Origin of the sequence: Williamsia herbipolensis (genome assembly GCF_036153515.1) — a bacterium.
Classification (GTDB): Bacteria; Actinomycetota; Actinomycetes; order Mycobacteriales; family Mycobacteriaceae; genus Williamsia_A; species Williamsia_A herbipolensis.
Genome location: NZ_CP108021.1, coordinates 3,753,438 through 3,773,528 on the forward strand (window position 1 = coordinate 3,753,438; position 20,091 = coordinate 3,773,528).

The following is a 20,091-nucleotide window of genomic DNA, read 5'->3' on the forward strand; positions in this document are numbered from 1 at the left end:
GATGAGTTCGGCCCGCCCGCCGAGTCAGTACCGGTATGGCCACAGCAACGATCTCCAGCGCACTGCTCTCCAGCGACGACCCCGCCCGACTCCGTGACTGGTACGCGTCGGTGTTCGACGCCGCCGTCGAGCACGTCGGGGACGAGCCCGGATATGACGTGGTCGATCTGGACGGCTTCTACCTGATGATCGACGCCCGCGACGACGTCACCGGCCCGGCGCGCGAACCCGCGCGCCTCATCCTCAATCTCGAGGTCGATGACATCCACGCGACGGCGGCCCGCGTCGACGAGCTCGGCCACGGGTGGCTCGCCCCCGTCGAGGACCGGAGCGGCAGCTGGTTCGGGACCGCGACCGACCCCGACGGCAATCTCGTCCAGATCATCGCGCTGAGCGAGGCCATGGTGCGCGACGCGCAGGAGGCGTCGATGACGCCCTTCAGCGGGTTCGCCGTCCGCGACGTCGACGCGGCCGCGGTGTTCTACGGCGACGTCCTCGGGCTCCGTGTGGCGCGATCGGACTCCGGGATGCTGACGCTGCACCTCGACCGCCGCACACGCGTGCTGGTGTACCCGAGCGACGATCACCGTCCCGCCTCGCACACCGTGCTGAACATCCCGGTGGCCGACATCGATTCCGCCGTCGACGATCTCGTGGGCCGCGGTGTCGCCATCCTGCGCTACCCGGGCATGCCGTGCGACGACAAAGGCATCATGCGCGGTCGGCAGGTGGGCATGGGCCCCGACATCGTGTGGTTCGCCGACCCTTCCGGCAACGTGGTGTCGATGCTGCACTGAGCGGAGGTCGACCCCGCGCTCGCTATCCTCGGCGTCCGTGACGGTCGCAGCGATGGAGCGGTTCCAGATCCCGCTCTATCTCGCCGCACTCGCCTGCGGCGCGGTGGTGGGCCTGGCCGTCCCCGGCGTCGGCCCGGTGGCGGGTCACGCCGTGACACCGGTGCTGATCGTCCTGCTCTACGCCACGTTTCTCGCCGTCCCGTTCGGACGGATCGGCGCCGCGGTCCGCGACGGCCGCTTCCTGCTCGGGGTGGTCGTCCTCAACTTCGTGGTGGTGCCCGCGGTCGTGTTCGCGCTGACCCGCGTGGTGGCCGACGACCGACCGGTCCTGATCGGCGCGCTGCTGGTGTTGCTCACGCCGTGCATCGACTACGTCATCGTCTTCAGCGGGCTGGCCGGCGGCGCGTCCGACCGTCTGCTCGCCGCGGCACCGCTGCTGATGCTGCTCCAGCTGTTGCTGTTGCCGCTGTACCTCTGGGCCTTCGTCGGGTCCGACATCGTCGACGTGATCGACATCGCCCCGTTCGCCGAGGCGTTCGTGCTGCTCATCGTGGTGCCGCTGGTGCTCGCCGGCATCACCCAGTCGGTCGCCCGCAGCCGGCGGGCGGGTCGGGTCGTCACATCGGCGGTGGCGGCGGCGATGGTGCCGATCATGATGGTCACCCTCGCGGTCGTGGTCGTCTCGCAGATCGATGCCGTCGCCGACCGGTGGTCGTCGCTGGTGCCTGCGGCGCTGCTGTTCGTCGCCTTCCTGGTCGTGATGCCGTTCCTCGGCGCCGGTGTCGCCCGGATCGCCCGATACGACGTGGCCGCGAGCCGTGCGCTGGTGTTCTCGGGAGCGACCCGCAACTCGCTGGTGGTCCTGCCGCTCGCCGTCGCGTTGCCGGCCGACCTCGATCTGACGCCTGCGGTCGTGGTCACCCAGACACTCGTGGAACTGCTCGGGATGGTGATCTACGTGCGGATCGTCCCCCTGCTGATCGGCGGCTCGGCGAAGCACGCTGCCGTCATCGGCGCATGAGAAGATGTTCCGCGTTCGTGATGTGGACGCCCGGTCATCCGGGTGCGGGAGAAGGGGAGGAGACATCGACGTGGGTCCGGGAACGCGACGGCGCTGGCTGCGCACAGCGGCCTCGCTGACGGCGATCGTGGGGGTGGCCGCGCTGGTGGCGACCGCGGTCGGATGGTCGACGTCGGATTCGACGACCGACGACGAGGCGATGTCACCGATGCCGCGCAGCGTCACCGCCGAGGGCCCGCTGCGCTACGTCGCCCTGGGAAGCTCCTACGCCGCGGGACCCGATGTCGGCGACCTGATCGACGCCCGCTGCCTGCGCAGCCGCGACGACTACCCGCACCGGGTCGCCGCCGATTGGCGCGCCGACCTGACCGACGTGACGTGCTCCGGTTCGACCATCCCCGACATCCTCGATCGAGCGCAGCCCGGCCGTGCGTCGGAGCCGCAGATCGACGCCGTGCACCCCGACACCGAGCTGGTCACCATCACCACCGGCGGCAACGACCTGCGCTACATCGGACGTCTCACCGAGATCAGCTGCACGAACGCGCTGGCCGAGCCGGTCAAGCTCGACGGCAAGAGGTGTCGGCCCGGACGGCCGGCGCCACCACCGACGCCCGGCGACTACGACCGCCTGCGCGCGTCGATAATCCGACTGGTCGACGCCGTGCGGGCCCGTGCCCCGCGCGCGGTGATCATGATCGTCGATTATCTGCCGGTGCTCGACGCGCAGGCGACGACCTGCCCGGTGATCCCCCTCGACCCGCTGCAGGCGCGCCAGACCGCCGACACCTTCGCCGCCCTGACCGCGACGACGCGTGCCGCTGCGGAGGCGTCGGGTGCGACCCTCGTCAACGCCGCGGCCGCCGGCGCCGATCACACGGCGTGTTCGGCGTCGCCCTGGGTGTACGGCTTCCGCCTGCCCCTGCCGTACCACCCGAACGCCGAGGGACGCGAGGCGATGGCCTCGCTGGTTCTCGACGCGCTCGAGACCTCGGGGCTCCGTCGCGCCACGATGCCGAGTTGACCGATCGCGGTCAGGCCGCCGCAGGGATGTCGTCCGAGCGGCGCTGCTTGAGCAGCACCCACGCCGACGACGCCGTGAGCAGCAGGCCGGTCCCGAACAGGGCCGACCCCGCCAGCGGCGAGAAGGTGTAGTGCACGGCGAGGCCCGCGGCCATCGTCAGCACGCCCACCGGCAGTGATTTGGCCGGCGTCTGGGTGCGCCAGTCGAGGGTGCTGCGCCCGGTGGTGATGAGGCTGATCGGACTGCGACGCAACACCTCGACGATGGCGATCGTCATCGCGACGACCGCGGCGTAGGCCAGCACGATCTCGAGGCCCGTGGGTGCATGGATGTCCTCGAGCACCGTCGGCTGCACCACGCTCAACGCCACCGCGTGGGCGAGATAGATGCCGAACGAGCGGTCGGCGGCGGTGCGCATGAACCGCGCCGCGATCGACCCTGCCCGGCGTCGTTCCTGCCAGATGGTGCCGATGCAATAGAGCATCGCGATGATCGCGATGTAGGCGAACGTGTTGTGCAGCATGAACACGTTGGTCGCGCGGAACATCGACTCGCCGCGGTCGATCAGCTCCAGGAAGTAGATCAGCGTGGCCGCGATGACGATCGCGCCGACGCCGAGCACCGCCCACCGGAACCGCTTCGCGAATCGGCTGAACGCCTCGAAGTGCATCGCGGCGAGAGCGCCCGAGAGGATGAAGAACTGGTAGGGGAGCAGGGTGATCTCGAGGTGCCGCCACAGCACACCGACGGGTCCCTCGACCAGGAAACCGTGCTGCGGTCGCACCATCAGGTAGAGCAGAACCGAGTGGAACGCGAAGCTCGCAACCAGCAAATAGCGGTGGTAGCCCCAGGTCTTGCGCATCACCCACAGCAGCGCCGGGAAGATCGCGTAGATCTGCATGCTCACCGACAGGAAGTACAGGTGGTACCAGGCGCTACCGGTGATGAGGTCGTAGACGAGGCTCTTGGCCGCCAGCCGGGCCGCGTCCAGCGATGCCACGGTGTCGGCGATCCCGGTGAGCCCGCCCCCGAGGTAGTGACCGTAGAGCCAGTACAGGAGGCTCCACACCAGGAACGGCAGACCGATCAGCTTGTAGCGCCGACGCCAGAACGGCCACACGTTCAGTTCGCGGTTGCGGTACTGGTAGGTCAGCACGAAGCCGGTGAGCGCGAAGAAGCCGTACCGGGTGTAGCGGAGCAGCGTCTCGATGGCTCCGGCCGCGACGTTGGCCGGTGCCGCGACGCCGAGCATGACGTGGTCGAGGATGACGCCACCGAAGGTGACCAGCCGGACCAGGTCGATCTGGTGGAGATGCTTGTCCCGCGTGACCGGCGGTGCCGCGACCTCCACCGGTTCCGCGGGGTCAGCGGCGGTCGTCGGGTCCGCGTCGGGGGATGTGCGACCCGACGGGACGTCAGTGGGAGAAGCCATGATGAACCGAGACGATACTGCGCGTTCCTGTGTATGCCCTGCCGAGCCACGCCTCAGGGGCGCAGGTGCCGCCGGAATTCGCGGGGACTGACGCCCCGGTGCCTGGTGAACGCGGCGCTCAGCGCGAACGCGCTCCCGTAACCGATCTCGTGTGCCACCGACTCGAGCGTCCGCGCGGGGTCGGCGAACAGATCGGCGGCCAGCGTGAGTCGCCACTGCGTCACATAGGTCATGGGTGCCGTCCCGACGAGCTCGGTGAACCGGCGCGAGAACGCCGACCGCGACATCCCGGCCGCGGCGGCGAGTGTCGTGACCGTCCACGGGTGAGCGACGTTGTGATGGACCAGTCGTAACGCCACTCCTACAACAGGATCGGACTGCGCGGCGTACCACCGCGGGGTCGGTGCGTCGGGCCGGTCGAACCACGATCGCAGACCCGTCACCAACACGAGGTCGAGCAGCCGGTTGAGCACCGCCTCCTGGCCGGGTGCCTCGCGGCCCATCTCGGCGTCGAGGACCGCGGTCAGCGGGTTGTCGGCGCCCGGGATCACCGTCGCGCGGTCGACCGCACCGAGCAGCCGCGCGCTGACCTCGCCCTCCACGGCGTAGATGCCGATGAGCATCTCGGCGTCGGGGTGGTGCCCGGGTTGTGCATTTCCCCACGTCCGGACACCCAGGGACATGTGGTCGGGCAGGGTGGCGCCGTTCTCGGTACGGCAGACGCCGTCGGGATGGATGACCGCGGTGATGTCGGCGCGGTCGGTGTCCGCGAACACGTACGGGTCCGGTCCACGCAGGATCACGATGTCGCCGGCTGCTGCCTGGAGTCGTGTCCCGTCGTCGTAGGTGATGGTCACCGCGCCGGTGGTCATCACCACGACCGTCAGGGGCGCCTCGTCGCGCACCCGCAGCGCCCACGGCGAGGTCATCACCACCCGCAGCAGGAACGCGCTCTGGGCACGAGGGCCGTCCAGCAGCCCCGACATCGAGTCCATGAGGACGATTGAACATGTTCACGGCTCGTCTGACCATGTTCTGTGCCATCCGGGTCGGGTGGAATCGATGCCATGGCCACCTCAGCACGCGTCACCGACGCACTCCTCGTCCTCGGCGTCACGACCTCCGGGCTCGTCGCCGGCCTGTTCTGCGCCTTCGCCTACGCGGTCATGCCCGGTCTGCATCGCACCGACGACCGCACACTGGTGACGGCGATGCAGAAGATCAACGTCGCGATCGTCAACCCGGTGTTCCTGCTGCTCTTCTTCGGGGGACTGGTGGTCGCCGCGGCGGCGGCGTGGCTGAGTCGTGGGCAGTCGATCGGGCCCTGGGCGATCGCCGCGGCGGTGCTCTATCTCGCGGGGCTGATCATCACCATCGCGGCGAACATCCCCCTCAACGACCGGTTGGCGGCGGCGTCCGGCATCGACGCGGACAGTGCACGTGCGGCCTTCGAGACGGCCTGGGTGCGGTGGAACATCGTGCGTGCGGTGCTCCACACCGCGGGGTTCGTCGTGCTCGCAACAGGACTGGTGGCCGGCCGGGCATAGTGGGGTCATGCCCACCGAACAGATCAGGGCCGGTGTCCTCGATGTCGCCTACGAACGACACGGTGCCCCCGGAGGCCGCGCAGTCGTTCTCGCCCATGGCTTCCCGTACAGCCCGCGCAGCTTCGACGATGTCATCGAACGCCTCACCGACGTCGGCGCCGATGTCGTGGTGCCCTACCTGCGGGGATACGGCCCCACGCGGTTCGTGTCGCCGGACGTCGTCCGCTCGGGTCAGCAGGCGGCGCTGGCGCACGATCTGCACGACCTCATCGGCGCCCTCGAGCTGGAGCGGCCGCTGGTCGCGGGCTACGACTGGGGAGGACGCGCCGCATGTCTGGTGTCGCTGCTGTGGCCCGAGTCGGTGTCGGGTCTCATCACGGTCGGCGGCTACAACGTCCAGGACATCGCGACCGCCGCGACGACCCCGGCGCCGCCGGCTCTCGAGCGCCGCGCCTGGTACCAGTACTACCTGCACTCCGAACGCGGTCGGGCAGGGCTCGCCGAGTACCGGTCGGAGATCGCGCAGCTCCTGTGGACCGAATGGTCGCCGACGTGGCGGTTCGGCGACTCCGAATTCGCCTCATCTGCTGAGGCTTTCGACAACCCCGACTTCGTCGAGGTCGTGGTGCACTCCTACCGCCATCGCTATGGCCTCGTCGACGGTGACCCCGCCTACGACGCCACCGAGGCCGAGATCGCCCGTCTCGGAACGATCGACGTACCGACCGTCGTCGTCGAGGCCACCGAGGATCCCATCGAGGCCCTCTCCGCCGCCTCTCGCGACCACGCCGCGCATTTCACCGACCTCCGCGACGTCCGCCGCCTCGACTGCGGACACAACCCACCCCAGGAACTGCCCAGCCTCTTCGCCGATGCGGTGCGCGTCTTGCTGTGAGTGAGATGTCGTCAGGCAAGGCGGAGACCCTCCGCTCCGATATGGCGCGGAGGGTCAACGCCGCCCTCGACCTCCCTGCCGCCCTGGAGGGCGATATCGGCTCCGTCGACAAGTACTCGATCCACGCCGACCCCGTCACCCTTCGCGGCGTGGCGGCGTTGCTGGCGGATCAGTTGCCCGATGACATCGAGGTTCTCGTCGGTGTCGAAGTCGGTGGGATCGCCGTCGCCGCGGCCCTGGCTCTGCACACCGGGTTGCCGTGGGCGGTCGGTCGCCGCATGCACGGTGAACGTGTCATCACGCGAACCGTCGGCACCGACATCGCCGGCTGTCGTGTGGCGATGGTGAAAGATGCTGCGATCGGGGGTGGTTCGTTACCCGACATGGCCCGGTCGTTGTCCTTGCTGAATGCAGATGTCTCGGCGGTGGCCGTGGGGGTGTCGTGGACGGATGACCTCGCCGCGCGTTTCGCGGGCAGTGACGTGAGCCTTGCCGTGGCGCTGTCGATGTCTGACCTCCGTCGTCATTGGGCCTGAGTATCGATCGGAGTTTTCGGAAGTGCCTGTGGACAACGGGTATTCGAATTCTTTCGCTTGTCCACAGATGTCGGGCGTCTGTGGTCGTTGTCGGTGGCGGCGGGTAGTATCGAACACATGAGCGACGGGGATGGGGAAGCGACAACAGCTGCGCTGCAATCCTTCCTGTCCTCGCTGTCTGATCTCCCCGCTGCCGGTGACGAGACAGAATCGATCGATCGCATCGCCGTTCTCGAGGCGATCAAGGCGGGATGCGCTGCGGCGCAGGCGGTCGAGACGATGCGACTGGAAGAACTTCGCCGTGAGGCCGAGTCCGCAGCGGGTGTGCCCGTTGCGCGACAGGGGCGCGGGTTGGCCGCCGAGGTGGCGTTGGCACGTAAGGCATCGGGGTCCGCCGGTGGTCGGCATCTCGGGTTCGCGCGGGCACTGATGCGCGAGATGCCGCATACACGCGCCGCATTGGCCTCAGGCGCGCTCACCGAGTGGCGGGCGACGATCCTGGTCCGCGAGACCGCACACCTCACCCCACACGACCGCGCCGAGATCGACCGTCGTCTTTGCGCTGACGTGTCGGCGTTGGAGGGTGTCGGCGACCGGGCGTTGGACGCCGAGGTGAAACGCCTCGCCTACGAACTCGACCCGCAGGCCGTGGTGGACCGGCACGCCCAGGCAGCGAAAGACCGCCGCGTGTCGACCCGACCCGCGCCCGACGGGATGGTGCGCCTGTCGGCGTTGCTGCCGCTGGTGTCGGGGATCTCGGTGTACGCGGCCTTGAAAAGGCACGCCGACGCCACCGTCGGTGCCGATGACCGCACGCACGCGCAGGTGATGGCCGATGCTCTCGTCGAGCGGGTCACCGGTGCCGCGACGGTCGATGCCTTGCCGGTGGCGGTGAACGTCGTGATGTCCGACGAGTTGCTCCTCGGAAACGGCGATGCGGCAGCGCACGTCACCGGGTACGGACCGATACCCGCCGACACCGCGCGGGCGATGGTGGCCACCAGCCTCGACGCCGATGCGGCCACCACGTTGCGGCGGATCTTCAAGGCTCCGTCGAGCGGGGCCTTGGTGGCGATGGAGTCCACCGCGAGACTGTTCCCTGCCGGGCTCAAGCAGTTCTTCGATTTCCGCGATCAATCGTGTGGGATCCCGTACTGCGACGCCCCGATCGCCGAATACGACCATGCCGATCCCTACGCGAACGGCGGCGCCACCTCAGCGGCCAATGGTGGCGGGATGTGTCTGGCCCACAACCGCGCCAAACAGAACCCCGGCTGGCGAATGACCACCGCCGACCACACCGACACCACCCGGCACACCGCGACCGTCACCACACCCACCGGGCACGCCCACGTCTCCCAAGCGCCGGCGCCCCCGGGTCACCACGATCCGATCCTCAGCCACGTCGAACGGCAACTGCGCGCCCTGCTCGACGCCGCCTGACGTGGTTGCCCGAGTGCCACACGACTCGCTGCGCGAACAACTCATCACCACGAGACTCCCGACGCGGGTTCGAAGGGGTCCGGCGGGCGCCGAAAGGGTCAGCTCAGCGCGGCCCGGATGACCTCGATGAACGGTGTGCTGGGACGGCCGAGGAGATCGGCGAGATCGGTCGACGACGTGTCGAGGTCGCCCCGGGCGATACCGGCGTCGGAATCGGCGAGGACCGCCGGCATCGGTTCGGGTACCCCCGCCGAGGTGAGGGCCGCGGCGTAGTCGGCCTCCGGGAGATCCTGGTAGCGAACGGGTTTCCCCGACACCTCGGCCAGCACCGCGGCGATGTCGGCGTAGGTGAGGTGCTCGGAACCGCCGAGTTCGTAGACCTTGGGCTCGCCGGCGATCAACGCGGCGGCACTCGCGCCCGCATAGTCGGCCCGGGTCGCCGGCGCGACCTTGCCGTCACCGGCTGCTCCGTAGAGCACGCCGCCCTCGAGCGTCGGCTGCAGCGACGCGGTGTAGTTCTCCGAGTACCAGCCGTTGCGCAGCAGGATGTGGGCGAGACCGCTGTCGGCGAGGACCTTCTCCGTGGCGATGTGCTCATGCGCCAGCTGCAGTCCACTCGTGTCCGCCTTGAGCACGCTCGTGTACGCCACCAGCCCGACCTTCGCGGCCACGGCGGCCTCGACGACCGTGGTGTGCTGCGCGATGCGCGACCCCACCTCGGATCCGGAGACGAACAGCAGGCGGTCGACCCCGGCGAACGCCGTGGTGAGCGCCGCGCGGTCGGAGTAGTCGGCGACGCGGACGGTGGCACCGCGATCGGCCAGGGGCGAGGCCTTCGCCGCGTCGCGCACCACCGCGACGATGTCGCCGGCTGCGACACCCCGCTCGAGGAGGGCCTCGATGGACAACGATCCGAGCTGACCGGTCGCTCCGGTCACCGCATAGGTGGTCATGACTTCTCTTCTCCGACTGGTGGTGGCATCGCCGGACGTCCCGGCGCTGACGTCAGTGATAGCACTAACTAATCCGCAGTGCAAACATAGATGCATGCACACCACGATCGGGGGTATGCTCTCTTCCATGTCAGCGCCCGACGTCTCCGACGCCTCTCTCGAGGCCGATGTCTTCGCGCGCAACTGCGGATCCCGCGACGTCCTCCAGAACCTCACCGGCCGCTGGGGTCTGCTCGCGCTGCTGGCGTTGAGCGAGGGCGACTACCGGTTCAACGCCCTGAGGCGCCGGGTCGACGGGGTCAGCGAACGCATGCTGTCGCAGACGCTGCAGACCCTGGAGCGCGACGGGTTCGTCACGCGCACGGTGCTGCAGAGCATCCCGCCCCGCGTTGAGTACTCGCTCACCGACCTGGGCCGCGCGGTGTCGGTGTCGGTGCGATCGCTGGTCGAGCAGGTCGAGGGCGCGGTCCCACAGGTGATGGCCGCCCGCGACCGCTACGACACCGATCCGGATCGGTGAGACGCTAGTTCGCTGTCGGCGTATCGCCTGCCGAAACACCCGCCTCACCTGCGGCGTTGATTCAGCAGACACCACTTTCGCCGAGGGGCTGTCCACGCCCTCGGCGACACATCCCCGGTGGCACCGACAGGCGCCCACTACAGTGGTGACAAGGCTTCCGACGGGTGAGTTGTATCCGCATCACACCTGGTCGGCCGAGGTACGTAAGGGAGAACAATGTTCGAACGGTTCACCGACCGCGCTCGCAGGGTTGTCGTCCTCGCCCAAGAAGAGGCGCGGATGCTCAATCACAACTACATCGGCACCGAGCACATCCTGCTCGGTCTGATCCACGAGGGCGAGGGCGTCGCCGCCAAGTCCCTCGAGTCGCTCGGCATCTCGCTCGAAGGTGTCCGCAGCCAGGTCGAGGAGATCATCGGCCAGGGCCAGCAGGCGCCCTCGGGACACATCCCGTTCACGCCGCGCGCCAAGAAGGTGCTCGAGTTGTCGCTGCGTGAGGCGCTGCAGCTCGGCCACAACTACATCGGCACCGAGCACATCCTGCTCGGCCTGATCCGCGAGGGTGAGGGCGTCGCCGCCCAGGTCCTCGTGAAGCTGGGCGCCGACCTCAACCGGGTCCGCCAGCAGGTCATCCAGCTGCTCTCGGGTTACCAGGGCAAGGAGCCGCAGGAGGCCGGGACCGGCGGACGCAGCTCCGAGTCGGGCACCCCGTCGACCTCGCTGGTCCTCGACCAGTTCGGTCGCAACCTCACCGCGGCCGCCGCCGACGCCAAGCTCGACCCGGTCATCGGGCGCGAGAAGGAGATCGAGCGGGTCATGCAGGTGCTCTCGCGACGCACCAAGAACAACCCTGTCCTCATCGGTGAGCCCGGCGTCGGCAAGACCGCCGTCGTCGAGGGGCTCGCGCAGGCCATCGTGTCGGGCAACGTCCCCGAGACGCTCAAGGACAAGCAGCTCTACACCCTCGACCTCGGGTCGCTGGTCGCCGGCAGCCGCTACCGCGGTGACTTCGAGGAACGCCTGAAGAAGGTGCTCAAGGAGATCAACACCCGCGGCGACATCATCCTGTTCATCGACGAGCTGCACACGCTCGTCGGCGCAGGTGCCGCCGAGGGCGCGATCGACGCCGCCTCGATCCTCAAGCCGAAGCTGGCCCGTGGCGAGCTGCAGACCATCGGTGCCACCACGCTCGACGAGTACCGCAAGTACATCGAGAAGGACGCCGCGCTCGAGCGTCGCTTCCAGCCGGTCCAGGTCGGCGAGCCCTCGGTGGAGCACACCATCGAGATCCTCAAGGGTCTGCGGGACCGGTACGAGTCGCACCACCGCGTCTCCATCACCGACGGTGCGCTGGTGGCCGCGGCAACCCTGGCCGACCGGTACATCAACGACCGCTTCCTGCCGGACAAGGCGATCGACCTCATCGACGAGGCGGGCGCGCGCATGCGCATCCGTCGGATGACCGCGCCGCCGGACCTCCGCGAGTTCGACGACAAGATCGCCGGCGCGCGCAAGGAGAAGGAATCGGCGATCGATGCCCAGGACTTCGAGAAGGCCGCGAACCTGCGCGACAAGGAGAAGCAGCTCGTCACCGAGCGCGCCGAGCGTGAGAAGCAGTGGCGCAGCGGTGACATGGACGTCGTGGCCGAGGTCGACGACGAGCAGATCGCCGAGGTGCTGGGCAACTGGACCGGTATCCCCGTCTTCAAGCTCACCGAGGAGGAGACCACGCGTCTGCTCCGCATGGAGGACGAGCTGCACAAGCGGATCATCGGCCAGGTCGAGGCGGTCAAGGCCGTGTCGAAGGCGATCCGTCGTACCCGCGCAGGTCTGAAGGACCCCAAGCGTCCGTCGGGCTCGTTCATCTTCGCCGGCCCGTCCGGTGTCGGTAAGACCGAGCTCTCGAAGGCGCTGGCCAACTTCCTGTTCGGCGAGGACGACGCGCTCATCCAGATCGACATGGGCGAGTTCCACGACCGCTTCACCGCATCGCGTCTGTTCGGTGCCCCTCCCGGCTACGTCGGATACGAGGAGGGTGGCCAGCTGACCGAGAAGGTCCGGCGCAAGCCGTTCTCGGTGGTGCTGTTCGACGAGATCGAGAAGGCGCACTCGGAGATCTACAACACGCTGCTGCAGGTGTTGGAGGACGGGCGTCTCACCGACGGTCAGGGTCGCACGGTCGACTTCAAGAACACCGTGCTGATCTTCACCTCGAATCTCGGTACCGCCGACATCTCCAAGGCCGTGGGCCTCGGGTTCTCCTCCGGCGACGGAACCGGCTCGAACTACGAGCGGATGAAGCAGAAGGTCAACGACGAGCTGAAGAAGCATTTCCGCCCGGAGTTCCTCAACCGCATCGACGACATCGTCGTGTTCCACCAGCTCACCCAGGAGGAGATCATCACGATGGTCGACCTCATGCTCAACCGCGTCGAGGGTGCGCTGAAGAACAAGGACATGGCGCTCGAGGTCACCGACAAGGCCAAGAGCCTGCTGTCGAAGCGTGGATTCGACCCGGTGCTCGGTGCGCGGCCGTTGCGTCGCACCATCCAGCGTGAGATCGAGGATCAGCTGTCGGAGAAGATCCTCTTCAACGAGATCACCCCCGGACAGATCGTCCTGGTCGACATCGACGAGTGGGACGGCGAAGGCGACGGAGACGGCGTGAAGTTCACCTTCAAGGGTGAGAAGAAGCCCGTCGAACTGCCCGAGTCGCCGGTGGAGCTGACGAAGGCCGCCGACTGATTCACGGCTGACCGACAACCCGACAAGGGGCGCAACCGTTTCGGTTGCGCCCCTTGTCGCGTTTGGCGGCCCTGTCGGTGCCCGTGGTGCCGAAGGTGCCGCTGATGGCCGTGAGCGATGACCTTGCCCACTATCGGACGCGAGGTGGTGGTGTATCGGCGCCCGAGACGTTGTCCTGGATGAGACAGGTATTCACACCGACTTGAAGGAGGCATGACCATGGCAGTCTCGACCACGCCGGTTCGTACCCAACTGAGCACATTGCTGACACTGACCCACACCGAGATCCAGATCGCCCAGACGCGGGTGGTGCAGGCCCGCACCGAAGCCGTCGCCACCGAACTGCGCGAGAACGCCGAGAACGGCAAGCTCCGCGCCGTCGCCATCGAGAAGGTCCTCCGTGAACTCGGTGGGATCCCCGAGATCACCCGGCCCCTGGTCGGACGCGGTGTCGCACTGGGTAAGACCGTCCTCGAGCAGGCCCAGCCTCTCGACGAGGCACTTCTCGGCGACCTCGCCCTCGAGCAGCAGCTGCTCGGGCGCGCCAAGTACGTCAAGGCGTTGGGCACCGCCCACGACCTCCCCTCGGTCGTCGACCTCGCCGACACGCTCATCGACGCGCACACGGCGACCGTCGACTGGCTCACCACCGTCCTCGCCGAAGAGGCCATCGGTGGCCCCGCGGCGCTGCGTCGCACACCCACCCAGTGGGCCAGCGGCGTCCTCGCCACCGCGGTCACCCTGCCCGGATCGGTCATCGCCCGTGGCGCGGACCGCGTGATCGACTCCGTGAGCCGCGTACCGCAGCGGATCGGCGGTCTCCGGTCGTCAGCGAAGGAGACCACCGAGAACCTGCGGTCAGCGGCGAAGGAGACCACGGAGACCGTTGCGGTCACGCTCACCGCGGGACGTGACGCGGCGCTCGAGGCCGCCGAGGAGGCCGCACGTGAGACCGGCGCGACCGGTATCGCCGAGACCATCCACTCTGCGCGCGTCGCCACCGGCACAATCACCGCCGACGACCTGCCCATCGACGGCTACGACGATCTCACCGTCGGTTCGGCCGTGTCGGCGATCAAGGAACTCGACAAGCCGTCCGACATCCGCCTCGTCGTCGACTACGAAGAGGCACACAAGGATCGACAGGGTGTCGTCTCTGCGGCGCAGACCCAGCTCGCCTCGATCGCCAAGGAGATCGCCGGCACCAACTGACCGGATCGCCCCTGCTCGCGCTTGATACCGTACGCACGTCAAGCGAGAGCAGGGAGTCGGTCACGTGAGTCATCCGAACCACGAATGGGATCGGGGCACGCCGTATGGCGGCCCACCGCTGCCACCGCCACCTTCCGGCGGTGGCAGCGGTCGTTCGCTGCTCATCCTCACCGTCGTGCTGACGGTTCTGCTCGCTGTCATCGCCGCCGTGGGTGTGGTGGCCTATCAGCAGTTCGGTCCGGGCGAGGACACGTCCACGGCCGCGGCCACCACGACCACGTCGCCGGCCGGTCCGAGCGACACTCCGCCGTCTGCAGCCGAGTCGTCCTCGGCGGACCCGTCGTCACCCGAGTCCGACGCCGGTGAGCAGTGCCCGACCCCGTCTGCCGGCCCGGCCACCCCGGCCGGCTGGAAGTCGGTCACCGGGAAACGCGGTCTGGCCTACGACGTCCCGCCCAGCTGGACCGTGAAGCCCTGCGGCACCGTCATCGGTTGGGAGAAGAAGTGCACCGACGGCCCGTTCGGCTTCTGCCCGATCCGCACGATGAGCGGCGCAGCGACGCTCGAGTCCACCACGTGCCCGAAGAGCACGCTCGCCGACGCCGGTCTCCCGGGCGCGTCGAATACAGGCGACATCATGCAGGCGGTGCGCGCTGAGTCGGCCCTGGTGGCCGACATCTACACCTCTGATTCGGGCCGGGTTCCCCGCGTACAACTGAGCCCGCCACGGCGATTCACCGTCGGCGGTGCCGAGGCGGTCCAGGTGGTCGCATCGGTGACCGGCATCGAGACGTCGACCTGCCAGGGCCCCACCGCGCTGCACAGCATGGTGGCCACCACCGTTCCCGGACAACCGGGTTCGGTCATGTTCGTGATCTCCTTGCCGCAGGGCATGGCCGGCGCGGTCGCGCCCTCGATCGGCGACCAGATGGTCGCGACGCTGCGCCGCATCGGCTGAACCGACAGTCAGCACGAACAGCACACTCGACAGCCGTCAGCAGTACCAGCGAGAACTCAGAGCCAGGCGGGCTCCAGGTCGAGGGTGGTGCGATCCAGGGAGGCCAGGAGATCGAACTGGGGTCCGGTCTTGGGGAGCTCGTAGCGGAAGAAGTACTGCGCCGCCGCTCGTTTGCCGTCGTAGAAATCGCCGGTCTTCTCGCCGACGGCGAGGAGCTGCTCGAGCCAGATCCAACTGATCACCACGTGTCCGGCGGCCTCGAGGTAGACCGTCGAGTTCGCGAGCGACACCGACACGTCGCCGGCCGACCACAGCGCGACCGTCACCTCGGCAAGACGGTCGGCCGCGGCCTTGAGCTGCGTCGCGTAGTCGGCGGCCGGCCCGCCCGCGGCGGCCCCGCGCTCGACGGTCTCGGTGATGGTCCCGACGAGCAGCTGTAAACCCTTGCCGCCGTTCATCACTACCTTGCGGCCGAGGAGGTCGAGACCGTGGATGCCGTGGGCGCCCTCGTGGATCGGGTTGAGCCGGTTGTCGCGGTAGAACTGCTCGACGTCGAATTCCTTGGTGTAGCCGTAGCCGCCGTGCACCTGGATGGCCAGGCTGTTGGCCTCGAGGCACCACTGCGACGGCCAGCTCTTCACGATGGGCGTGAGCACCTCGAGCAGCGTGTGGGCGTTCTCGGCCGCCTCGCCCTCGGTGGTCTGCTCCTCGTCGACGAGCTTGGAGGCGTAGAGCCCCAGGGCGAGAGCACCCTCCACGTACGACTTCTGCGCCAACAGCATCCGGCGGACGTCGGCGTGGTCGATGATGGGGATGGCGGGTGAGCTGGGGTCCTTGTTGTCGAGCGGGCGCCCCTGGGTGCGCACCTTCGCGTACTCGAGCGAGGCGAGGTATCCCGCGTAACCGATTGCGGTGGCGAGGAATCCGACACCGATGCGGGCCTCGTTCATCATGTGGAACATGTACATGAGTCCGTGGTGCTCCTCGCCCACGAGATAGGCGACCGCGCCCTTCTCGTCGGCGGGGGAGTGGGTGCCGTCGCCGAAGTTCAGCAGGCAGTTGGTGGTGCCGCGGTTGCCCATCTTGTGGTTGAGACCCACCAGGGCGATGTCGTTGCGGGTGCCGTCGGGCAGGTACTTCGGGGCGATGAACAGCGAGATGCCCTTCACGCCCGCAGGCGCGCCCGGGGTCTTCGCCAACACCAGGTGGACGATGTTCTCGCTCAGCTCGTGCTCGCCGGCCGAGATCCACATCTTGGTGCCGGTCAGTCGCCAGCTGCCGTCGTCGGCGGGAACCGCCTTGGTGGTGATGTCGGCCAGCGTCGATCCGGCCTGCGGCTCCGAGAGGCACATCGTGCCGTAGAAGCGACCCTCCACCATCGGGCGCACCCAGGTGTCGATCTGCTCGGGCGTGCCGTACTCGGCCAGCAGGTTCGCGTTGCCGACGGTGAGGAACGGGTACGTCGACGACGACGGGTTCGCGGCCTGGAACCACGCCAGCGACGCCTTGCTCACCACCGACGGGAGCTGTAGACCGCCGACGGACTCGTCGAACGACCCGGCGATGAGACCCGACTTGGTGAACTCGGCCAATGCGGTGCGCACCTCGTCGATGAGGACGACCTTGCCGTCCTCGCCGACGTACGGCTCGTTCTGGTCGCCCTTCTTGTTGTGCGTCGCGAACAGCTCGATCGCCATGTCGGCGCTCAGTGACAACACGTCGTCGAACGTCTCGCGCGAGTGCTCGGAGAAGCGCTCGCGCTCGGTGAGCGCGGTGACGTCGAGCCACTCGTGGAGCAGGAAGTCGATGTCGCGACGGGACAACGGGTCGGCCATGAGTTCTCCTCGATATGAGCACTCGCTAATAAATGAGCGCCCGCTTATGATGCTCTCCGGGTGCGCCGATCGTCAATGGTCGGCGCCCGCCACACCCCCTGACGAGTCGAGAGTCCATGAGCATCACCGCCGGTCGCGCCGGGGCCGCTGACCGCATTCGGCGCGCGGCGATCGACGCCTTCGCCGAGTCGGGATACGCCGGCACGTCCACCCGCGAGATCACCCGCCGACTCAACATGAGTGCGACCGCGATGTACCCGCACTTCGACTCCAAGGAGGAGCTGCTCTTCGACATCGCGCTCGAGGGGCACCGCAGCGTGTTGGGGGCGATGCGCGACGCCGACGACCCCGCGGCCTCGCCGACGAAGCGCCTCGAGGCCGTCGTCGCGGCGTTCGCGCGGTGGCAGGCCGAGTTCTCGAGCCTTGCCCGGGTGGTGCAGTACGAACTCGGAGCCCTGACGCCGGCCCACTACCGCGAGATCGTGGCCATCCGCCGCGAGACGATGGGTGTGATCGCGGCGATCGCGCACGCGGGCCGCGCGGCAGGCGATTTCGACATCGACGACGTCGACGGGATCGTGCTGGCGATCTCGTCGCTGTGTGTCGACGTGTGCCGGTGGTTCCCGTCGGGGGCCTATCGGGACCCGGTCGATCTCGGTGCCGCGTACGCGCGCATCGCACTGCGCATGGTGCGCTGACCCGCGTTCGGGAACACGACACGACGGCTCACGGGACGACCGAGCCCATGAGCCCGAACCAGGCCGCCACCAACAGGCACTGGACCGCGATGCCGGCCAGGGGCACCCAGAAGGCGATGCGGCGTCGGGCCATCAGCACGATCGCGACGACCGACGCGGCGAGCAACACGAGCCCGCCGACCCCGTCCAACAGGATGTAGGCGAGGTTCATGTTCCCGTAGTTGCAGTCGTTGTAGCCGCACGAGTCGGTGATCATGATCCCGAACAGACTGAAGAACGCCACGAACGCGAAGCCGGCCCAGTACAGGACCAGCAGGATCGAGGTCACGATCACGTCGGCGGTCCGCGACGGTCGCTGCGGGGCGAGGTACGGATACGCCGCCGACGACCCCGGTCCGGGCGGTGGTGGCGGGGGCGGGAAGAAGCCGACGTCGTCTCTCATGCCGGGAACAGTAGGTGACCTGCGGCGGGTCCGATAAGGGGGAAACTACCTACTGGTAGATCTCGCGGTAGAGGCCGACGATCTCGTCGGCGTCGGGCACCCGCGGGTTGTTCGCCGGCGACCCCGAGGCGAGAGCCTGCTCGGCCATCACCGACAGCCGCGACGACCAGTCGTCGGCGTCGATGCCGTAGGTCGCAGGCGTGGGGACCTCGACGTCGGCACACAGTCGGGTGAGCTCGTCGACGAGCGCGTGGGCGGCGGTACGGTCGTCGGCACTGTCCCCGACCACGCGCATGGCGCGGGCGCAATCGGCGTAGCGGTCGAGCGCCGCATCGACCGAGAACCGTGTGACCGCGGGCAGCAACATCGCGTTCGACAACCCGTGGGCGACGTGGAAGTGCCCGCCGATCGGGCGGCTCATACCGTGCACCAGCGCCACCGACGCGTTCGAGAACGCCATCCCCGCCTGGGTCGAGGCGACCATCATCGCCGCCCGTGCCTCACGGTCGGAGCCGTCGGCGTACACCCGGCGCAGGGCTCCGACGACGGTGCGCATCGCGGCCAGGGCGAGGCCGTCGCTGAAGGGGTTGGCCTTGCGGCTGACGTAGGCCTCGATGGCGTGGGTGAGCGCGTCGACGCCGGTGTCGGCGGACAGCCGCGCGGGCATCGACATCGTCAGGTCGACGTCGACGATGGTGGCGATCGGCAGGAACGACAGCCCCGGGCACAGCATCTTCTCGTCGGTGTCGCTGTCGGTGATGACCGTGAACTGCGTTGCCTCCGAACCCGATCCGGCCGTGGTCGGGATCGCGATGATCGGCAGTGCCGGACCGGTGTAGGGGCCGGGTGCGCGGTAGTCGCCCATGGTGCCACCGTGGGCGAACAGCACCGACAGCGCCTTCGCGGTGTCCATGGGGGAGCCGCCGCCGAGTCCGATGACCGCGTCGGCGTCGGCCGCGCGCACCGCCTCCAGTCCCGGGCCCAACGACGCGGTCGTCGGATCGGGCACGGTGCCGTCGAACAGGGTCGGGGTGGTCCCGGCGTCGCTGAGCAGGTCGAGCACCCGCTGCGCCACGCCGGCGGTGACCATGAACGAGTCGGTGACGACCACCGGGCGCTGCACCCCGAGGGTCTCGACCACCGACCCGAGGCGGTCGAGGGCACCGGCCCCGATGTACGCCAACCGCGGCAGCGCGATCGCCGCGACGGTCACGAGCGCGACTCGCGCCCGGCCAGCAGCAGCTCGATGGTGAGTTCGAGGCGGTTGGTGACGTCGGCCGCCGTGGCCCGCCGCGTCAGCCACTGCACGAGGTTCGACATCCACACGTCGGAGATGACGCGGGCGATCTTGAGGTCCTCGTCGGTCGGCGTGCCGGTCACCATCGCGTTGGCGAGCAGGCGATCGATGACCGCGCCGACCGCGTCGACCTCGGCGGCGGCCGAGGCGTCGGCGAACATGAACGCGCGAGTCATGGCCTCGGTGAGCAACGGATCGCGCTGCATCGCCAGCGTGATCAGGTCCAGGACGTGGCGCAGACGCTCGAGCGCGGTGTCGCCCTGCAGTTTGCTGCGGTCGGCGCGGCCCTCCACACGTTCGAGCTCGCGCGCGAGGGCGGTCACCAGCAGGTGGACCTTCGAGGGGAAGTACCGGTAGAGCGTCCCGACCGCGACGTCGGCGCGATCGGCCACCGCGCGCATCTGCACGGCGTCGTAGCCGCCCTTCGAGGCCAGCGCGAGGGTGGAGTCGAGGATTCGGCGGCGTCGTTCGCGCTGCGCGGTGGAGCCGAGGTCGGTGTCGGCGCCGCTCTGCGGCGTGGGGGCGGGCCGACGGGCGTCGGCCGCGCTCTCGCTCTGCTCAGCTGGGCTGTCGGTCGTGGGCGCGATTCCGCCCGGTGTCGCCGGCGTGGCCATGGGTCACATCCTCACTTCGCCCGCTTCGCGGCGGGCGAACCGGTTCTCGAATGGATCAACGATATGCCGCGCTCGTCGAAGTCGACGACTTGCCGCACCGTTCCCACCACACGACGTCCTCC

At 68.6% G+C, this 20,091-nt stretch carries 19 protein-coding genes; 12 read left to right on the forward strand and 7 right to left on the reverse strand.

What is annotated here, in order from left to right; translation table 11 throughout:
• Nucleotides 1-35: 35 nt before the first annotated feature.
• The 3 genes from OG579_RS17435 to OG579_RS17445 all read left to right on the forward strand — a co-directional run bounded on the left by OG579_RS17435 (nt 36) and on the right by OG579_RS17445 (nt 2,842).
• Nucleotides 36-797, forward strand: a complete 762-nt coding sequence (locus OG579_RS17435; protein ID WP_328856967.1) for a VOC family protein — start codon at nt 36-38, stop codon at nt 795-797.
• Nucleotides 798-849: 52 nt separating this feature from the next.
• A complete protein-coding gene (locus OG579_RS17440; RefSeq protein ID WP_328859283.1) occupies nt 850-1,818 on the forward strand; it encodes an arsenic resistance protein in 969 nt (322 codons plus the stop codon).
• Between the two features lie 70 nt (nt 1,819-1,888).
• Complete coding sequence (locus OG579_RS17445) at nt 1,889-2,842, forward strand: SGNH/GDSL hydrolase family protein (protein WP_328856968.1); 954 nt, start codon at nt 1,889-1,891, stop codon at nt 2,840-2,842.
• A gap of 10 nt (nt 2,843-2,852) precedes the next feature.
• Here OG579_RS17445 and OG579_RS17450 read toward each other — a convergent pair whose 3' ends face one another.
• Nucleotides 2,853-4,274 (reverse strand): acyltransferase, encoded by a 1,422-nt coding sequence (locus tag OG579_RS17450; protein ID WP_328856969.1) that lies wholly within the window; start codon nt 4,272-4,274, stop codon nt 2,853-2,855.
• 53 nt (nt 4,275-4,327) lie between these two features.
• Nucleotides 4,328-5,269: an AraC family transcriptional regulator gene (locus tag OG579_RS17455; RefSeq protein WP_328856970.1), complete on the reverse strand. Its 942-nt coding sequence runs from the start codon at nt 5,267-5,269 to the stop codon at nt 4,328-4,330.
• Nucleotides 5,270-5,341: 72 nt separating this feature from the next.
• Between OG579_RS17455 and OG579_RS17460 the strand changes: the two genes are divergently transcribed.
• The 4 genes from OG579_RS17460 (at nt 5,342) to OG579_RS17475 (ending at nt 8,695) form a co-directional block, all read left to right on the forward strand.
• Nucleotides 5,342-5,821: an anthrone oxygenase family protein gene (locus OG579_RS17460; RefSeq protein ID WP_328856971.1), complete on the forward strand. Its 480-nt coding sequence runs from the start codon at nt 5,342-5,344 to the stop codon at nt 5,819-5,821.
• Nucleotides 5,822-5,828: 7 nt separating this feature from the next.
• Nucleotides 5,829-6,716: an alpha/beta fold hydrolase gene (locus tag OG579_RS17465; RefSeq protein WP_328856972.1), complete on the forward strand. Its 888-nt coding sequence runs from the start codon at nt 5,829-5,831 to the stop codon at nt 6,714-6,716.
• A gap of 5 nt (nt 6,717-6,721) precedes the next feature.
• Nucleotides 6,722-7,252, forward strand: coding sequence for a hypothetical protein (locus OG579_RS17470; protein ID WP_328856973.1), 531 nt, complete (start codon nt 6,722-6,724; stop codon nt 7,250-7,252).
• 117 nt (nt 7,253-7,369) lie between these two features.
• Entirely contained in the window at nt 7,370-8,695 is a 1,326-nt protein-coding gene (locus tag OG579_RS17475; protein WP_328856974.1) for a DUF222 domain-containing protein, read from the forward strand.
• Nucleotides 8,696-8,793: 98 nt separating this feature from the next.
• Here the strand turns inward: OG579_RS17475 and OG579_RS17480 are convergent, their stop codons facing one another.
• Nucleotides 8,794-9,648, reverse strand: a complete 855-nt coding sequence (locus OG579_RS17480; protein WP_328856975.1) for an SDR family oxidoreductase — start codon at nt 9,646-9,648, stop codon at nt 8,794-8,796.
• A 127-nt stretch (nt 9,649-9,775) separates the two neighbouring features.
• Here OG579_RS17480 and OG579_RS17485 point away from each other — a divergent pair, with 127 nt between their 5' ends.
• The 4 genes from OG579_RS17485 (at nt 9,776) to OG579_RS17500 (ending at nt 15,083) form a co-directional block, all read left to right on the forward strand.
• Nucleotides 9,776-10,168: a winged helix-turn-helix transcriptional regulator gene (locus tag OG579_RS17485; RefSeq protein ID WP_328856976.1), complete on the forward strand. Its 393-nt coding sequence runs from the start codon at nt 9,776-9,778 to the stop codon at nt 10,166-10,168.
• 216 nt (nt 10,169-10,384) lie between these two features.
• Complete coding sequence (locus OG579_RS17490; RefSeq protein ID WP_045824347.1) at nt 10,385-12,913, forward strand: ATP-dependent Clp protease ATP-binding subunit; 2,529 nt, start codon at nt 10,385-10,387, stop codon at nt 12,911-12,913.
• Nucleotides 12,914-13,132: 219 nt separating this feature from the next.
• Nucleotides 13,133-14,125, forward strand: a complete 993-nt coding sequence (locus tag OG579_RS17495) for a ferritin-like domain-containing protein (RefSeq protein ID WP_328859284.1) — start codon at nt 13,133-13,135, stop codon at nt 14,123-14,125.
• A gap of 64 nt (nt 14,126-14,189) precedes the next feature.
• Nucleotides 14,190-15,083: a hypothetical protein gene (locus tag OG579_RS17500; RefSeq protein WP_328856977.1), complete on the forward strand. Its 894-nt coding sequence runs from the start codon at nt 14,190-14,192 to the stop codon at nt 15,081-15,083.
• Nucleotides 15,084-15,139: 56 nt separating this feature from the next.
• Here the strand turns inward: OG579_RS17500 and OG579_RS17505 are convergent, their stop codons facing one another.
• The gene (locus OG579_RS17505; protein WP_328856978.1) at nt 15,140-16,918 is read right to left on the reverse strand and encodes an acyl-CoA dehydrogenase; all 1,779 of its coding nucleotides are present in this window, start codon (nt 16,916-16,918) and stop codon (nt 15,140-15,142) included.
• A 116-nt stretch (nt 16,919-17,034) separates the two neighbouring features.
• Between OG579_RS17505 and OG579_RS17510 the strand changes: the two genes are divergently transcribed.
• Nucleotides 17,035-17,616, forward strand: a complete 582-nt coding sequence (locus OG579_RS17510) for a TetR/AcrR family transcriptional regulator (protein WP_328856979.1) — start codon at nt 17,035-17,037, stop codon at nt 17,614-17,616.
• Nucleotides 17,617-17,644: 28 nt separating this feature from the next.
• Here the strand turns inward: OG579_RS17510 and OG579_RS17515 are convergent, their stop codons facing one another.
• The 3 genes from OG579_RS17515 to kstR are packed head-to-tail and all read right to left on the reverse strand — an operon-like array spanning nt 17,645 to nt 19,969.
• The gene (locus OG579_RS17515) at nt 17,645-18,058 is read right to left on the reverse strand and encodes a DUF6264 family protein (protein ID WP_045824342.1); all 414 of its coding nucleotides are present in this window, start codon (nt 18,056-18,058) and stop codon (nt 17,645-17,647) included.
• 49 nt (nt 18,059-18,107) lie between these two features.
• Nucleotides 18,108-19,271: an iron-containing alcohol dehydrogenase gene (locus tag OG579_RS17520; protein WP_328856980.1), complete on the reverse strand. Its 1,164-nt coding sequence runs from the start codon at nt 19,269-19,271 to the stop codon at nt 18,108-18,110.
• Nucleotides 19,268-19,969: a cholesterol catabolism transcriptional regulator KstR gene (gene kstR / locus OG579_RS17525; RefSeq protein WP_082080422.1), complete on the reverse strand. Its 702-nt coding sequence runs from the start codon at nt 19,967-19,969 to the stop codon at nt 19,268-19,270. The genes OG579_RS17520 and kstR overlap by 4 nt, the downstream gene beginning before the upstream one ends.
• Between the last annotated feature and the right edge of the window lie 122 nt (nt 19,970-20,091).

What these genes read in the sequence shown, in the direction of transcription:
- OG579_RS17435 (WP_328856967.1), top strand. Translation starts at nt 36, where the DNA reads ATGGCCACAGCAACGATCTCCAGCGCACTGCTCTCCAGCGACGACCCC.
- OG579_RS17440 (WP_328859283.1), top strand. Translation starts at nt 850, where the DNA reads ATGGAGCGGTTCCAGATCCCGCTCTATCTCGCCGCACTCGCCTGCGGC.
- OG579_RS17450 (WP_328856969.1), bottom strand. Translation starts at nt 4,274, where the DNA reads ATGGCTTCTCCCACTGACGTCCCGTCGGGTCGCACATCCCCCGACGCG.
- OG579_RS17455 (WP_328856970.1), bottom strand. Translation starts at nt 5,269, where the DNA reads ATGGACTCGATGTCGGGGCTGCTGGACGGCCCTCGTGCCCAGAGCGCG.
- OG579_RS17460 (WP_328856971.1), top strand. Translation starts at nt 5,342, where the DNA reads ATGGCCACCTCAGCACGCGTCACCGACGCACTCCTCGTCCTCGGCGTC.
- OG579_RS17465 (WP_328856972.1), top strand. Translation starts at nt 5,829, where the DNA reads ATGCCCACCGAACAGATCAGGGCCGGTGTCCTCGATGTCGCCTACGAA.
- OG579_RS17470 (WP_328856973.1), top strand. Translation starts at nt 6,722, where the DNA reads ATGTCGTCAGGCAAGGCGGAGACCCTCCGCTCCGATATGGCGCGGAGG.
- OG579_RS17475 (WP_328856974.1), top strand. Translation starts at nt 7,370, where the DNA reads ATGAGCGACGGGGATGGGGAAGCGACAACAGCTGCGCTGCAATCCTTC.
- OG579_RS17480 (WP_328856975.1), bottom strand. Translation starts at nt 9,648, where the DNA reads ATGACCACCTATGCGGTGACCGGAGCGACCGGTCAGCTCGGATCGTTG.
- OG579_RS17485 (WP_328856976.1), top strand. Translation starts at nt 9,776, where the DNA reads ATGTCAGCGCCCGACGTCTCCGACGCCTCTCTCGAGGCCGATGTCTTC.
- OG579_RS17490 (WP_045824347.1), top strand. Translation starts at nt 10,385, where the DNA reads ATGTTCGAACGGTTCACCGACCGCGCTCGCAGGGTTGTCGTCCTCGCC.
- OG579_RS17495 (WP_328859284.1), top strand. Translation starts at nt 13,133, where the DNA reads ATGGCAGTCTCGACCACGCCGGTTCGTACCCAACTGAGCACATTGCTG.
- OG579_RS17505 (WP_328856978.1), bottom strand. Translation starts at nt 16,918, where the DNA reads ATGGCCGACCCGTTGTCCCGTCGCGACATCGACTTCCTGCTCCACGAG.
- OG579_RS17510 (WP_328856979.1), top strand. Translation starts at nt 17,035, where the DNA reads ATGAGCATCACCGCCGGTCGCGCCGGGGCCGCTGACCGCATTCGGCGC.
- OG579_RS17515 (WP_045824342.1), bottom strand. Translation starts at nt 18,058, where the DNA reads ATGAGAGACGACGTCGGCTTCTTCCCGCCCCCGCCACCACCGCCCGGA.
- kstR (WP_082080422.1), bottom strand. Translation starts at nt 19,969, where the DNA reads ATGGCCACGCCGGCGACACCGGGCGGAATCGCGCCCACGACCGACAGC.